The sequence below is a fragment of the Aeromonas sp. 6P genome (assembly GCF_051919525.1).
GTDB classification, from domain to species: Bacteria; Pseudomonadota; Gammaproteobacteria; order Enterobacterales; family Aeromonadaceae; genus Aeromonas; species Aeromonas veronii.
The window spans coordinates 205,984-220,594 of sequence record NZ_JBQBEO010000002.1; the positions used below are offsets into that span (position 1 = coordinate 205,984).

Genomic DNA, 14,611 nt, shown 5'->3' on the forward strand with positions numbered 1-14,611 from the left:
GCGCTGGTAGAATTCAGGCCATCTGGATTTCAAGGCGCGGCCCATGTCAAAAATCGATCATCACCTCTTTTCAGCCCACGAACATGCCTTCGAGCGCGAGCCGTGCCCGCAGTGCGGGGCCGAGCTGGTGATCCGCCAGGGCAAACATGGCCCCTTTCTTGGCTGTTCTGCCTATCCTGCCTGTGATTACATACGCTCCCTGACGCCATCCGGCCGCGACATCGAAAAGGTGCTCGAAGGCTCTGCCTGTCCCGATTGCGGAGAGCCGCTGGCGATCAAGAAGGGGCGTTACGGTCTGTTTGTCGGTTGTACCCAGTATCCGGCCTGTCAGCACATCGAATCCCTGCAGGAGAGCGATGATACCCAGATCCTCTGCCCCGAGTGCGGCAAGGGTCATCTGGTGAGCCGCACTTCCCGCTACGGCAAGCAGTTTTACTCCTGTGATGGCTATCCACACTGCAAATATGTGGTGAACGACAAACCGATCCCCATGCCCTGCCCCGAGTGTGGCTGGGGCATCATGGTTGAGAAAAAAGTGAGGGGAACTCTGCGTTGGGTCTGTCCGCAAAAGAAATGCGGCCACCAAAGTGAGCAGGTATAATCCCGCCGCCGCAACCGGATTGAAACGTTTTCGGTGAACTTCAACCCCCCACTTGGAGTAAGGAAATTCCCACCATGAATAAACCCTTTGTTGCCGTATTGATGGGCTCTGATTCTGATTTCCCCGTGATGCAGACTACCCTCGAGGTGCTCAAGTCATTTGATATCGCAGTGGAAGTCAAAGTCACCTCCGCGCACCGCACGCCGGCTGCGACCCATCAGTATGTGACCGATGCCGAGGCCCGTGGCTGCAAGGTCTTTATCTGTGCTGCCGGTCTGGCGGCACATCTGGCGGGTGCCGTAGCCGGCATCACGACTCGTCCCGTGATCGGGGTGCCCATCGATGGTGGCCCGCTCAAGGGGCTGGATGCGTTGCTCTCCACCGTGCAGATGCCGGGTGGTGTACCGGTGGCGACCGTGGCGATCGGCAAAGCCGGTGCCAAGAACGCAGGTTATCTGGCAGCCCAGATGCTGGCAGTAGCCGATGATGAACTGGCGGCCAAGGTTCGGGCCGAACGCCAGAAGAATGCCGAAGAGGTGATGGCCAAGGATGCCGCCCTGCAGGCTCAACTCAAGTAAGTGAACGGGTGGCGATCCGGATGTGTCGTATTTTTCCTGTGCTACAGCAAAACGTCACTTTGTTGTGGTCGCCGCCGTATGGATTCAACTTGCTACTAAGTGACGAGGCGGCAGCCAGGCTGCCGCATTTTTCCTATGCCAAATGAATTTGAACAGGCAGTTGCCGCCCTCCAACAGGAAGGGGTGATTGCCTATGCGACCGAGGCCGTGTTTGGTCTGGGGTGTGATCCCGACTCCGAAGTGGCGGTGCAGCGACTGCTGGCCATCAAGCAGCGTCCGGTGGAGAAAGGGTTGATCCTGATTGCTGCCGATTTGGCGCAATTGCAGGACTACATCGATCTGAGCCAACTTAGCGGTGAGCAACTGGCTCGGGTTGAAGCCAGCTGGCCCGGTCCCTTTACCTGGATCATGCCTGCCCGTGCAACGACGCCGGCCTGGCTGACCGGGCAGTTCGAGACCCTGGCGGTGCGCGTGACGGCTCATCCTCAGGTGCAGGCGTTGTGCCGTGCCTTTGGCAAGCCGCTGGTCTCTACCAGCGCCAACCTGACCGGTGAGGAGCCTGCCCGTCGGGTGGCCGATATTGGTGAGCGGCTGGCAAGCAAGTTGGCCTATATCCTGCCCGGTGAAGTGGGTGGTCAAGCTAACCCCTCCGAGATCAAGGACGCCCGAACCGGCGCCATTATTCGCCCCTCCTGAGCAGGCGGATACGTCATGATTTGCTATCAATCTGCTGAGTGGTGAGCTCACCGGATTGATTTAACTATAAAAATGGACAGGGCGTTCACGATCCTGCCTGACTGGAGACAAGATGAGCAAACCGGATGTGGCCCAGGTCAAGGCCTTCCTGTTGCAGTTGCAGGACGAGATCTGCCGTGGTCTGGAGCAGGCCGATGGCAGTGGACACTTTGTGGAAGATGCATGGAGCCGTGAAGGCGGTGGCGGTGGTCGCACCCGTGTGCTGCGCCACGGCGCGGTGATCGAGCAGGGGGGCGTCAACTTCTCCCATGTCTATGGCGATGCCATGCCTGCCTCTGCTACAGCCCATCGGCCAGAGTTGGCCGGTCGCAAGTTTGAGGCGATAGGCGTGTCGCTGGTGATCCATCCGCACAACCCCTATGTGCCGACCAGCCACGCCAACGTCCGTTTCTTCATCGCCGAGAAAGAGGGTGAAGAGCCCATTTGGTGGTTTGGCGGTGGCTTCGATTTGACGCCCTTCTACCCGTTTGCCGAGGATGTGCTGCACTGGCATCAGGTCTCCCGTGATCTCTGCCGGCCCTTTGGTGATGAGATCTACCCCGAGTTCAAATCCTGGTGCGATCGCTACTTCTTCCTCAAACACCGCAACGAGACGCGGGGGGTGGGCGGTCTCTTCTTCGACGATCTGAATCGCTGGCCCTTTGCCGACTGCTTTGCCTTTATGCAGGCGGTAGGTCGGGGATATCTCGATGCTTACCTGCCGATCATTGAACGACGCAAGGTTCTACCCTATGGCGAGCGGGAGCGGGAGTTCCAGCTCTATCGTCGCGGCCGTTATGTGGAGTTCAATCTGGTGTATGACCGTGGCACCCTGTTCGGGCTGCAGACCGGCGGACGTACCGAGTCGATCCTGATGTCGATGCCACCGCTGGCACGTTGGGAGTATGACTGGCAGCCGGAAGCGGGCACTCCTGAAGCCTTGCTCTACACCGATTACCTCACGCCGCGAGAGTGGCTGTGACCCGAGGGGCCATGATGGTCCCTTTTTACTGGCCGTTATTCGGCTTGTTCCCGAGTGCGAAAACCCGTTAAATCGGAATATTGCCCTCTGATGGAACTCTTTGATGGATCGTTATCTGGTTTTTGGCCACCCGGTGCGCCACAGCAAGTCCCCCTTCATTCACACCCTGTTTGCCAGACAAACCCAGCAAGAGCTGGAGTATGGGCTGGTTGAACCCGCCGTCGACGAGTTTGCCCAAGCCCTGCGCACCTTCTTTGACCAAGGGGGCAAGGGATGCAATGTCACCGTTCCCTTCAAGGAGCAGGCATTCACTCTGGTCGATCGCTTGAGCCCGAGGGCCAAGCGGGCGGGCGCGGTCAATACCATCAAGCTGACCGATGATGGCGTGTTGCTGGGGGATAATACCGATGGCGCCGGATTGGTCGCCGATCTCAAGTCCCATGGTGTGACGCTGGCGGATAGCCGGATCCTGCTGCTGGGGGCCGGTGGCGCGGCTCGTGGTGCATTGGCGCCGCTGCTGGCTGAGTTGCCGAGCGAGCTGGTGATCGCCAACCGCACCCACACAAAAGCGCAACAGTTGGCTGCCGAATTCCACGATCTGGGGCCTGTGACTGCCCAGGCCTATGAGCAGTTGGCTGGTCCGTTCGATCTCGTTATCAATTCGACTTCTGCCAGCCTGCAAGGGGAGCTGCCGCCGTTGACTCCCGCCCTGATCCACACTGATATTGCCATCTACGACATGATGTATGGCGCCTCGGATACGGCCTTTATCAGTTGGGCCAAACAGCATGGGGCCCGTCAAACCATGGATGGACTCGGCATGCTGGTGGAACAGGCCGCCGAAGCGTTTACCGTGTGGCGCGGAATTCGTCCCGGGACTAAACAGGTATTGAGAGAGTTGAAGCGTAACTTGGGGGTGATATGAACCAGGGTATTCTGTTTCCCGACCTGATGGAGTGGCAGGCTGACGAACAGCGGGTGCGTTTTCCTGCCCAGCAGATGGGGGCGCTGATAGATTGTTACATCAGCCAGCGGCGACTGGAGAGAATGACAGGTCTGGCGCTGACGAGAGAGGATGACATCGTCAGAGCCTTCGAAAGTGTACGTTTTGATATTGAAGACATGGCTGAAAAACTCATTGAAGAACAAGAGTTTGCTGAAGATGGCGCTATCTATCTCTGATTTTTCAAAGTTTTTTTGTTTTGTAGCGGAACTACTTTGAAATGACGCTGACTAACTAGATAGTTGAGGAAGTGCTAGCTAGTCACCTTTATAACTCCCCGGTATTCGTACTGGGGATTTTTTTATCTGTATGAAGATAAAAGATTTTTTCTTAATCTGTAAGTTGTGAAACTAAATTACATAAATTACTTTCACTTTCTGCTGCTTTGCTGTACAGTTGTCTGCGTAGGGTACAGAGGTAAGATGTTCTATCTTTCAGACCTTTTATTTCACGTAATTGAATGTGGCTGAATAGCTGCCCCGATGAGGTTCTCGTCGGGGTGTTTTTTTATGCACATCATTTAGAGTAAATGCTTTAAATTGGCGATGCATTTGATAGAATGAGGCTGCTTCTTGAGGAATACCTGTCGTCTGGTACTCAAGATTCAGCTTCTTCCCAATTTTTTGAACTTATTATTTCAGGCTGGATGGCATCACTGTCGTCCGGCCTCATTTTTATCCCTTTCGGTTAGGCCTTGTAATTAAATTTCATCTTTGTCTCTTTTTGTAATTCTGGTTCGTTTTGAAAGAACGAATTTGAAAACGCTCTCAACGTCTTTAGAGGTTAATTTCTCTCGTGAATTAACTGCCTATCTATATGAACTGTAAGCGGTAATGGATATAACTGGGGAGGCGAATGCGGGGTGTTTGTCGTGAGGCAGGTGAAAGCGGCAATCTGAAACCCTTTCAATCAGCGGAGGAGTTCTCCGCCAATTGCAAGGAGAGCGAGGAGTGGATTACTCCTCGACAGGTTGTTGTTCATCAGCGTCCAGCAGGTCGGTATCGTCACCACTGACGTACCATTCGGTCAGGGTTTGCGCCAGCTTCTCCACACCGATGTTGGTGAGGGAGGAGAACGCTTCAACCTGGATCTGGGAACCGAGGTTGGCAACAGCCTGGCGCACCTTGATCACCTGGTTGTTGCGCGGGCCGGGGCTCAATTTGTCAGCCTTGGTCAGCAGCAGCATGACGGGCAACTGACGGTGCGAGCTCCACTCCAGCATGTTCATGTCGGTATCTTTGAGCGGGTGGCGGATGTCCATCAGGATCACCAGACCTTTCAATGACTCACGGCGCTGCAGATACTCTGCCAGTGACTTTTGCCACTTGAGCTTCATTTCCAGCGGAACTTGCGCATAACCATAACCCGGCAAGTCGACCAGACGCTTGCCCGGTTCCAGCTCAAACAGGTTGATCAGCTGGGTACGACCGGGTGTCTTACTGGTGCGCGCCAGGTTCTTGTGTTTGGTTAAGGTGTTCAATGCAGATGACTTACCGGCGTTGGAACGGCCGGCAAACGCGATCTCGACACCCCCATCATTTGGCAGGTGACGGATGTCGGGTGCGCTGGTCACAAAATGCACCTTATTGAAATTCAGAGTTTGTGTATCCAACGTAAATTCCCCATGGAGATAGAGGGTTATAGAGTTACTTTTTTGTAAAATGGTGTAAAATAGCGTCGCTTAAACGCGTTTATTTTAACATGCCTTCAGCGGCATGGGATCTGGAAGCCTAATAACGAAAAGTTGGAACGCCATGAAGAACCTAGTCATTACTCTTGCTCTGATGGTTGGCGTAACGGGGATGGCACAAGCCAAGGGCGATGCCGCTGCGGGACAGACCAAGGCTGCCGTTTGTGCGGCTTGTCATGGACCGGACGGAAACAGCCTGGTTGATATGTACCCCAAAATTGCTGGTCAGCACGCATCATATATCAAAAAGCAGTTAGTTGAACTGAAGGCTGCCGCTTCTGGTCAAATTGGCCGGGTTGCGCCAGTGATGGGGCCGATGGCGTTACCTTTGTCGGAACAGGACATGGATGACCTGGCGGCTTATTTCTCCAGCCTGAAGGTTACCCCTATCGCTGTCCCTGACGACGTGGTCGAAGCGGGCAAGGCACTCTATATGGGTGGTGACATGAGTCGCGGTCTGGCAGCTTGTACGGCTTGCCATGGTCCCCGTGGCTCGGGTGTCGAACAGGCGAAGTATCCAAACCTGTCCGGCCAGCATCCTGCCTATATCAAGGCTCAGCTCACCGCATTCCGTGCCGGGACGCGTGACAACGATCCGAATGGCATGATGCGGGACGTTGCCAAGAAACTGACTGATCAGGATATCGAAGCCCTCTCCAAATATGTGGCGGGTCTGCACTGATATAGTCGATACGGTCGATTTAAGTTGAAACGGGGAGCCTGGGCTCCCCGTTGTTTTTATGGCTTTCAGATAATTCTCGGTTTAATCCCCCCGTTCTGTAAGAGATCTCCCATTCTCAAGGCAGGCCAAGGCTCATAAAATTGCATAAAATATTAAATAATCATTATTTATCAACAGATTATATAAGTATTGATATTTTTCGACATGTTGAGAATGTTTTGAGTGGATTGAGCCGCTTTATAGAGTTGGTACAGTAGGCTTAATGGATTCATCCACGGATTGGGTGGCGGTTTCACGACAGGGTGTTGTGAGCAGAGGATGGCTGGCGTGGCGGGATGCCATGGGCTCGGATGAGCTGGCAAAGGATTGAAGGATCAGGATGGTGACCATCTCCGGAGCGGGATGGGGTTGCGGGATGCAGACTCCCCGGCACGATGGCAGGATGCGGTCGAGACGGGTCAAACAGGCACACGCACATTCAGGAACGACCAATATAAGGTCAGGATGACCACACAACGATATGATGCGGCGACAAGTTGTCACGGAGAGGACGAAACAGATTGTTTTGCCATTCAGGATGGCGCACGCATGAACATATCAAGGCAGCTTCGGCTGCCTTTTTTCTTTTGGGTCATTAACCCGATTAGCCATTCTGTGTCAAAATACCAGCAACATGCCCAGAGGATACCGATCCTGCGGTGTTCAGTGGCCTGATTGGGCCTGATTGGTGCGGGATCCTGCTCTGTTCCAGCCTTACTGTTCCTCGCATCGTATCCCACCGGGTGAGATCATCCCGGGTACGGGTCAAACCAGTTTTTTTTTCGGAGTTAGCCATTCATGTCTGCCAAACAACCCACTCGCAAGCCTACTGGCAAGCGCAAAGAATCTGATGTCAGTGCTCAGGAAGGCCGTGAGCGTAAACGGGCTGCCAAGCGCAAGGGCCTGAAGGCTGGTTCTCGTCAGCAAGTTGAACAGCCGAAGAACAAGTCTGGCAACAGCCAGTCCAAAGATCCGCGTATCGGTTCCCGCAAGCCGGTAGTTCTGGTGGTGGATGACAAACAGAAGAAGCCGGCAGCACCCAAGGCGGTGAAAGAGAAGAAGTTGGTGATGACGCCCGAGCAGGAGCTGGCTTCCATCGAAAACGATGACCGCTTGAATGATCTGCTGGATCGTCTTGATGCCGGTGAAACCCTGGAAGCGGCCGAGCAGGCCTGGGTTGATCAGCGTGTCGACCGTTATCAGGAGCTGATGGATGAGCTGGGCATCATCGACAACGACGATGATGAAGATGATGATCTGCCGTTTGATGATGGCGATGACGCCGAGTTCGACGAGCAGAAACCGGCCTCCGAAGAGGAGTTGTGGGACCGTTTCAACCAGGTCGATTTCAAGCCGGAACCCAAGCCTGAGCCGAAGAAAAAGTGATGAGTGGATGGATGCTGGCCGCCCTGTTGGGCGGCCTGATTTTGTCAGGATTGGCCATCTATGCAGGCATGCTGCTGGCCAGGCTGAGACGACAGCAAGCGATGCAGTGGCAGGCGATTACCGCTCGCAATGAACGAATTCTGGAGAGCGTGCGGGTCATTGCTCATGCGGTGCAGGAGGGGCAGTGCGATTACTCCGAAGGCGCCATTCGGCTGACCAATCTGCTGGATGCGTTGCAGATCAAGGGGGGGCGGGCGTTCGTTGCCGAGTTCCCGGGTCTGTACGGGCTGTATGAGAAGGTGAAAGATATGCCGACTCATGAGGCCAGACGCGCCCTCAAGCGCAATGAAGTGATGAAGATGGATCTCGAACGCAGCGGCTACGAGGCCGAGCTGGAGGCTCAGATCCTCAAGGATGTGGCCCAGCTGAAGGATTTTCAGTTAGGTCGGTGAGCCAACAATAACAACAAGAGAGGAAGCGAGCGTGCAAGCAGAACAGATTGTGTGGGATCAGGCCCTGATCGAAAAATATAACTACAGTGGCCCGCGATACACCTCTTATCCCACTGCGCTGGAGTTCAACGAGAGCTTCGGCTATCCGGATTTTGTCCGCGCTGCCGGCCAGTATCCCGAGCGCAATCTGTCGCTCTACGTGCACATCCCTTTCTGTCACAAGCTCTGCTACTACTGCGGCTGCAACAAGGTCATTACCCGTCATCAGCACAAGGCTGACGAGTACCTCGACTACCTGGAGCAGGAGATCAAGGCGCAAGCCCCGCTCTTCAAGCATCGTCTGGTTACCCAGCTGCACTGGGGTGGCGGTACACCCACCTATCTGGATGAAGCGCAAACGCGCCGTCTGATGGCCATGCTGCGTGAGCACTTCCATTTCGCCGAAGAGGGGGAGTTCAGCATCGAGGTCGATCCGCGCGAGATTGCCATTACCATGCTGGATGTGCTGCGAGACGTCGGCTTCAACCGCATCAGCCTCGGGGTGCAGGACTTCAACAAGGATGTGCAGGTTGCGGTCAACCGCGAGCAGGACAACGACTTTATTAAAGCCATGTTGGAACGGGCCCGTGAACTAGGCTTCCGCTCGACCAACCTCGACCTTATCTATGGCCTGCCGCATCAGGATCGTGCCAGCTTCCATCATACGCTGGAAGAGGTGCTCAAAACGGCTCCGGCGCGCCTCTCCATCTTCAACTATGCCCATCTGCCGAGTCGCTTTGCCGCCCAGCGCAAGCTGAAAGAAGACGACATGCCTGCGCCGCAGGAGAAACTGGCCATGCTGCAGGACACCATCGCCTTCCTCACCGGTCAGGGTTACCAGTTCATCGGCATGGACCATTTTGCCAAACCCGATGACGAACTGGCGGTCGCGCAGCGCGAGGGCAAGCTGCACCGCAACTTCCAGGGCTATACCACTCAAGGTGATTGCGATCTGCTGGGGCTGGGGGTCTCCTCCATCAGCATGATCGGTGATGCCTACTCCCAGAACCAGAAAGAGCTCAAGACTTATTACGCACAGGTTGCAGAGCTGGGTCATGCCCAATGGAAAGGCTGCTCGCTCAATCAGGATGACCTGATCCGCCGTGAGGTGATCAAGCGGCTTATCTGTGATTTCCGTCTGAACTTTGCCGCTGTCGAGCAGGCGCACGGGCTCAATTTCAGAGAGTATTTTGCCGACGATCTCAAGCTGCTGCAGACCTTCATCAACGATGGATTGGTGCGTATGACGGAGGATGGTCTGGAGGTCTCCTCCACGGGGCAGCTGCTGATCCGCAATATCTGCATGTGTTTCGACGTGTACTTGCGCAACAAGGCGCGTCAGCAGCAGTTCTCTCGCGTGATATAAGCTTGTTTGCCGATTAGAAAACAGAGAAGGGCGCCATCGTGGCGCCCTTTCATATGTATTTTTGCTTATGCAGCGGGTCGCGAAGGTTCTGGTAAGAAGTCTCTGCGCTGAGGAAAGCAATTGGGAATCAAGCAATGGTCGTGGTGAAACGCAGATAAAAAGATGGGGGCGACTTGCGTCGCCCCCGGTAGTCGTATCGCTCAGATCCTTGAACGAAGTTGCTCCCTGCAATCCCTGACTGTTTACCTCTTCCTTTAGGTTTCCCCTTCCCAATCCTTTGGGGTGTCCTTTAGCCATCTTGGCCTGACGAGTCATCCTGTCCCGTCGCACTTTCTCCGTCCTGGGAGGTGTCCTTTACCACATCCTGTGGTGAGTCCATTTGCCCAACCCTGGCAGCCAATCTTCCTGACCGACTTCATTGCGTCCGTGCATGAGTAACTATAAGGATTTTCTAACCGGCTACAACGCCAGATTGGAAAACGTTTTTGTCATTAGCTATTTCGAAAGTGGTTAGTTTCGATTTATTCATTTATAAACAGCTAGTTAAGCTGTTCATCTTCATGTTTTAAGATCTTATCTTCCGATTATCTCGGGGATCTTTTCGGCTGTTGGCTTACACCTGGGATGGCAGATCTCTTACATGGCGTTTTGGTTGCTTCAGAAACAGATTTTGCAGTCTGATGATGGTCATTCGGGGTGAGTTGGCGAGGCACACAAGAGCGGTTGAATGGAGAAATTATGAGCGCTGGTTGAGCCGCTCATAGATGGTCTGGCGCTCTTCAGGAGTCAGCGAAGAGAAGTAGTGGGTAAAGAGGCGCAGCAACAGGGACTTGTTCATGCCGTCTTGCTGGGTCAGATTACCCAGCTCGTCGATGGCCACCGTGCTCATGGAGAAGGTGGCTTTTTTGTAGCTGGGCTTCAGGTGCTCGCCGCTCTCGATAAAGGCCAGCGCCGACAGGGCTTCGTCACGATGCAGGCCCAGTTCAAGGCTGACCACCTTGGGTTTGCCTTTGGCGTAGAACTCCGCATCTTCGATAAATTCGTCGACGGTGAACTTCTTCTGGTGATGCAGCTGGTGCTTTTTCTTCAGATCGGCCAGACCCATCTCACACCCCCACTTGCAGGAACTCTTTGGCGATGGCCCGGATCTCTTCGGCGGATTTGCCATCCGGCTCGATCTCCATCACCGACAGTCCCTTCTCTTCGCTGTCGTCATAGACGTTGCGACCATAGGTGATGGCGTTCAGGACGTCGACACCGAACGAGGAGCAAACCTCTTTCGCTTCGAGAATGCGTTTTACCTGATTGGGCAGGGCGGGGCACTGGGTCAGCACTACTGCTGCATTGAGGGTCGGGTTGACCATCTTGCAGGTGGTGATGAGATCTTCCATGTGGGGCAGGGTCTTGAGGTCGCGGCGTTTCGGACGCAAGGGGATCAGGGCGTGGGTGGCGACAGCCATGGTAGAGCGCAGCGCCCGGTTGTCTTGCCCGCCGCAATCGACGATGACGTAGTCGTAGCGGTTTTTCAGGCTGAGCAGGTCGTTGCGAATATTGCCATAGAGCTGTACGCAGTTGATTTGTGGCAGCTCCGGGTTGTCGTTGCGCTCCTGAATCCAGTCAGAGGTGGTGCGCTGCGGGTCGCAGTCGACCAGTAACACCTCCCCCTGAAATTGGGATCTGAGGTAGACCGCCAGATTTTGTGCCAGGCAGCTCTTGCCACTCCCCCCCCTTCTCTCCACCGACCAACAAGATCATGACGTTCCCCTATCCATGAGAAAACCGCTGATTTCAGTATAGGAGGGGCCTGTCTCATCACAAGGCGAGAGGAGTGATGCTCCTCTCGTTGTTTCGACTAGTAATGAACGCTGCCTCCCTGCCAGCGGCAGACATAGTCAGGCACCAGCATCTGGGGGGCCTTGTCGACATGGCATACCACCATGGGCATGGCAGGGGCTCCTTCAGCCTGACTGAGGGTGGGGAGCGCAGAGAGCAGCAAAGTCGCGAGCAACAGCATGGGTTTCATTTTCATAACAACTCCTTGGTAGTGCCATTCCTGTGTGATCTGGATCACTTTCTGAGTTAAGTCGAGGTTGGCGCCAGCGCAAGGTGAGACGAATAAATTCAATTAATGAAAAAAGTATCAAAAGGCGTTGTGGTGACCGACGAGGATGGCTGCCCACCTTGATGCGGACTTTGTGCATATTAAGTTGAACTGCACAAAGAGGTGGTGACTTATGAGGCCGAGCCTGATGGGGTTGGCATCAATGCCATGATCTGGAACAAGAAAAGATTTATGCAGTGAATGTGGTCGATGTGAGTATTTATTTCTCCCGCGTTCCTCCCGTCACGGTGATGTATTCAATACCTAGGGAGTAATATTCAAATTATATTTGTAACGTTATTTATAGTGATGATTTTTAACGGTTTTTGTTATTTGCATTTAATCACTCCAGTGAACTGGCATGAATAAAAAATGAATCAATCTGAAATATAGCAGGGTGGTTTTGCATGGTTATTCGGTGCGCTTTGCGTGGAAAATGCGCAATTTGCTACCGGGGTCATAGATTGGATGGTGAATATATTCAGTTCTGAGTGAATGTGATCAATGTCTAAGTTTGTCGTGATTCGCAGGGCTAACCTCGGTCTCGAAAGGCAAGGGCAGGATAGAACATAAGCCGATTACCCTACATAAAGAATATCCCGCCTTAGCCACGAGCATGAATAGAAGGAATCTATTCAATCACTCGCAGGGACCACTGCTAGACGGAATATAATCATGAGCAAATTTTATGTAGGTTCTGAAGTTGGCCAATTGCGCCGTGTCATGTTGCACCGCCCCAACCTCAGTCTGAAGCGTCTGACTCCTTCCAACTGCCAGGATCTGCTGTTCGATGACGTCCTGTCTGTTGAACGTGCCGGTCAGGAGCATGACAAATTCGCTCAGGTACTGCGCGATCAGAATGTCGAAGTTTTCCTGCTGACCAATCTGCTGGCCGAAACACTTGATGTGCCGGAAGCCAAAACCTGGCTGCTGCAACACCAGGTCTCCGACTACCGCCTCGGCTCTTCTTTTGCCAACGACGTGCGCTGCTTCCTGGCTGACATGCCGCACCGTGAACTGGCCCGCATTCTCTCCGGCGGCCTGACCTACTCCGAGATGCCCTACAGCGGCGTCAACATGGTAGTGGGCATGCACGCTCCGACCGATTTCATCATCGAGCCGCTGCCCAACCACCTCTTCACTCGTGACACCTCCTGCTGGGTTTACGGTGGCGTTTCCATCAACCCGATGGCCAAGCCGGCTCGTCGCCGCGAGACCAACCATGTGAAGGCTATCTACCGCTGGCACCCGATGTTTGCCGGTCAGGACTTCATCAAGTACTTCGGTGACGAGGAGCGTGACTACGACAACTCCACCATCGAGGGTGGCGACGTACTGGTTATCGGCCGCGGCGCCGTGCTGATCGGCATGTCCGAGCGCACCACCCCGCAAGGTGTCGAGCACCTGGCTCGCAGCCTGTTCAAACATGGTCAGGCCAAACAGGTCATCGCCATGGAGCTGCCGAAACACCGCAGTTGCATGCACCTGGATACCGTCATGACCCACATGGATATCGACACCTTCTCCGTCTATCCGGAAGTGATCCGCAAGGACGTGCAGTGCTGGAGCCTGACTCCGGGCGGCGCCACCGGCATGAACATCAAGGAAGAGGGTTACTTCGTCACTGCTATCGAGAAAGCACTGGGCGTCGATCAGCTGAAGATCATCACCACTGGCGGTGACAGCTTCGAAGCCGAACGCGAGCAGTGGAACGACGCCAACAACGTACTGACCGTACGTCCCGGCGTGGTGGTGGGTTACGAGCGCAATACCTACACCAATGAGAAATATGACAAAGCAGGTATCACAGTCCTCTCCATCCCGGGTGATGAACTGGGCCGTGGCCGCGGCGGCGCCCGCTGCATGAGCTGCCCGATGGAACGCGACAGCATCTGATGAGACGGCGTGGCGCTGGCAGAAGCTGGCGCCACACAGAACCAAACTCGAGATTAACCACTATGAAAAAACCAACTGTCGTCGTCGCTCTGGGTGGCAATGCACTGCTCCGTCGTGGTGAGCCACTGGAAGCGGATATCCAGCGCAAGAACATTGCAACTGCCGCCAAGACCATCGCCCTCATCGCTCAGGAGTACAACGTGGTGCTGGTGCATGGCAACGGCCCGCAAGTCGGCCTGCTGGCCCTGCAAAACAGCGCCTACACCAAGGTGTCCCCCTATCCGCTGGATGTGCTGGGTGCCGAGTCCCAGGGCATGATCGGCTACATGCTGATCCAGGAACTGAAAAATCTGATGCCGAGCCGCAACGTCACCGCGCTGCTGACTCAGGTGCAGGTCGATCCCAAGGATCCGGCATTCGCCAACCCGACCAAATTTATCGGCCCCGTCTACGAAGAGGCTGAAGCCCGCACCCTGGCAGAAGAGAAACACTGGGTGGTCAAGGCTGACGGCAAGTTCTTCCGCCGTGTAGTGCCATCCCCGCTGCCTCAGCGCATCGTTGAAGGCGATGCCATCGAAACCCTGATTGCCCAGGGCCACCTCATCATCTGTACCGGTGGTGGCGGTATCCCTGTGACCTGGGATGGCCAGAGCCTGACCGGTATCGAAGCCGTCATCGACAAGGACATGTCTGCCGCCTATCTGGCCAAGCAGATCAAGGCCGATGCCCTGCTGATCCTGACCGATGCCGATGCCGTCTATCTGGATTGGGGCAAACCGACCCAGCGTCCGCTGCGGGTCACCAGCCCGGACGAGCTGGCAGGGGTCAAGTTCGATGCAGGTTCCATGGGACCGAAAGTCGAAGCCTCCTGTGAATTTGTCAAAGCGACCGGCGGCATGGTCGGCATCGGCTCGCTGGAAGATGGCCTCGCCATCCTCAAAGGGGAAGCCGGCACCAATATCGTCGCCACCCGCACCGTACATGCGTAATTACCGACATCTGTACTGAGAATGCGTAGTCAACACTACTGCCCGAACTGGTCTGAAACATATATAGAGAGA

At 54.8% G+C, this 14,611-nt stretch carries 15 protein-coding genes and 1 pseudogene; 12 read left to right on the top strand and 4 right to left on the bottom strand.

Annotated features, from left to right (window positions below; translation table 11 throughout):
* The first annotated feature begins 43 nt into the window (after positions 1 to 43).
* From ACTG2J_RS00995 to ACTG2J_RS01020, 6 genes are all read left to right on the top strand, one after another.
* Positions 44 to 601 (top strand): DNA topoisomerase family protein, encoded by a 558-nt coding sequence (locus ACTG2J_RS00995; RefSeq protein ID WP_064338964.1) that lies wholly within the window; start codon positions 44 to 46, stop codon positions 599 to 601.
* A gap of 74 nt (positions 602 to 675) precedes the next feature.
* Positions 676 to 1,179: a 5-(carboxyamino)imidazole ribonucleotide mutase gene (gene purE, locus ACTG2J_RS01000; RefSeq protein ID WP_005339704.1), complete on the top strand. Its 504-nt coding sequence runs from the start codon at positions 676 to 678 to the stop codon at positions 1,177 to 1,179.
* A gap of 135 nt (positions 1,180 to 1,314) precedes the next feature.
* The gene (locus tag ACTG2J_RS01005) at positions 1,315 to 1,875 is read left to right on the top strand and encodes a Sua5/YciO/YrdC/YwlC family protein (protein ID WP_019445779.1); all 561 of its coding nucleotides are present in this window, start codon (positions 1,315 to 1,317) and stop codon (positions 1,873 to 1,875) included.
* Positions 1,876 to 1,987: 112 nt separating this feature from the next.
* Positions 1,988 to 2,896 (top strand): oxygen-dependent coproporphyrinogen oxidase, encoded by a 909-nt coding sequence (hemF, locus tag ACTG2J_RS01010; protein WP_376868928.1) that lies wholly within the window; start codon positions 1,988 to 1,990, stop codon positions 2,894 to 2,896.
* Positions 2,897 to 2,999: 103 nt separating this feature from the next.
* Positions 3,000 to 3,821, top strand: coding sequence for a shikimate dehydrogenase (gene aroE / locus ACTG2J_RS01015; protein WP_439997088.1), 822 nt, complete (start codon positions 3,000 to 3,002; stop codon positions 3,819 to 3,821).
* Positions 3,818 to 4,078: a DUF1488 domain-containing protein gene (locus ACTG2J_RS01020; RefSeq protein WP_019445781.1), complete on the top strand. Its 261-nt coding sequence runs from the start codon at positions 3,818 to 3,820 to the stop codon at positions 4,076 to 4,078. The genes aroE and ACTG2J_RS01020 overlap by 4 nt, the downstream gene beginning before the upstream one ends.
* Positions 4,079 to 4,854: 776 nt before the next feature.
* Here ACTG2J_RS01020 and yihA read toward each other — a convergent pair.
* On the bottom strand, positions 4,855 to 5,511 hold the full coding sequence (gene yihA / locus ACTG2J_RS01025) for a ribosome biogenesis GTP-binding protein YihA/YsxC (protein ID WP_042657324.1): 657 nt from the start codon (positions 5,509 to 5,511) through the stop codon (positions 4,855 to 4,857).
* Positions 5,512 to 5,653: 142 nt separating this feature from the next.
* Between yihA and ACTG2J_RS01030 the strand changes: the two genes are divergently transcribed.
* The 4 genes from ACTG2J_RS01030 to hemN all read left to right on the top strand — a co-directional run bounded on the left by ACTG2J_RS01030 (position 5,654) and on the right by hemN (position 9,553).
* Positions 5,654 to 6,271, top strand: coding sequence for a c-type cytochrome (locus ACTG2J_RS01030; protein ID WP_005339710.1), 618 nt, complete (start codon positions 5,654 to 5,656; stop codon positions 6,269 to 6,271).
* A gap of 837 nt (positions 6,272 to 7,108) precedes the next feature.
* On the top strand, positions 7,109 to 7,696 hold the full coding sequence (gene yihI / locus ACTG2J_RS01035) for a Der GTPase-activating protein YihI (protein ID WP_101530323.1): 588 nt from the start codon (positions 7,109 to 7,111) through the stop codon (positions 7,694 to 7,696).
* Between the two features lie 11 nt (positions 7,697 to 7,707).
* Positions 7,708 to 8,148: a DUF2489 domain-containing protein gene (locus ACTG2J_RS01040; RefSeq protein WP_005339712.1), complete on the top strand. Its 441-nt coding sequence runs from the start codon at positions 7,708 to 7,710 to the stop codon at positions 8,146 to 8,148.
* Between the two features lie 31 nt (positions 8,149 to 8,179).
* Complete coding sequence (hemN, locus tag ACTG2J_RS01045) at positions 8,180 to 9,553, top strand: oxygen-independent coproporphyrinogen III oxidase (protein WP_113740325.1); 1,374 nt, start codon at positions 8,180 to 8,182, stop codon at positions 9,551 to 9,553.
* A 736-nt stretch (positions 9,554 to 10,289) separates the two neighbouring features.
* On the opposite strand, the gene ACTG2J_RS01050 is transcribed toward hemN, so the two are convergent.
* The 3 genes and pseudogenes from ACTG2J_RS01050 to ACTG2J_RS01060 form a co-directional block, all read right to left on the bottom strand.
* On the bottom strand, positions 10,290 to 10,658 hold the full coding sequence (locus tag ACTG2J_RS01050) for a hypothetical protein (RefSeq protein ID WP_005339715.1): 369 nt from the start codon (positions 10,656 to 10,658) through the stop codon (positions 10,290 to 10,292).
* Between the two features lies 1 nt (position 10,659).
* Positions 10,660 to 11,308 (bottom strand): annotated as a pseudogene (locus ACTG2J_RS01055) (AAA family ATPase).
* A gap of 97 nt (positions 11,309 to 11,405) precedes the next feature.
* Entirely contained in the window at positions 11,406 to 11,582 is a 177-nt protein-coding gene (locus tag ACTG2J_RS01060; RefSeq protein ID WP_005339717.1) for a hypothetical protein, read from the bottom strand.
* Positions 11,583 to 12,329: 747 nt separating this feature from the next.
* Between ACTG2J_RS01060 and arcA the strand changes: the two genes are divergently transcribed.
* Together arcA and arcC are read left to right on the top strand one after the other, a co-directional pair.
* A complete protein-coding gene (arcA, locus tag ACTG2J_RS01065) occupies positions 12,330 to 13,550 on the top strand; it encodes an arginine deiminase (protein WP_005339718.1) in 1,221 nt (406 codons plus the stop codon).
* Between the two features lie 62 nt (positions 13,551 to 13,612).
* Positions 13,613 to 14,539 carry a carbamate kinase gene (gene arcC / locus ACTG2J_RS01070; RefSeq protein WP_005339719.1) on the top strand — a complete coding sequence of 309 codons (927 nt, stop codon included), beginning with the start codon at positions 13,613 to 13,615 and terminating at the stop codon, positions 14,537 to 14,539.
* Positions 14,540 to 14,611: the final 72 nt, after the last annotated feature.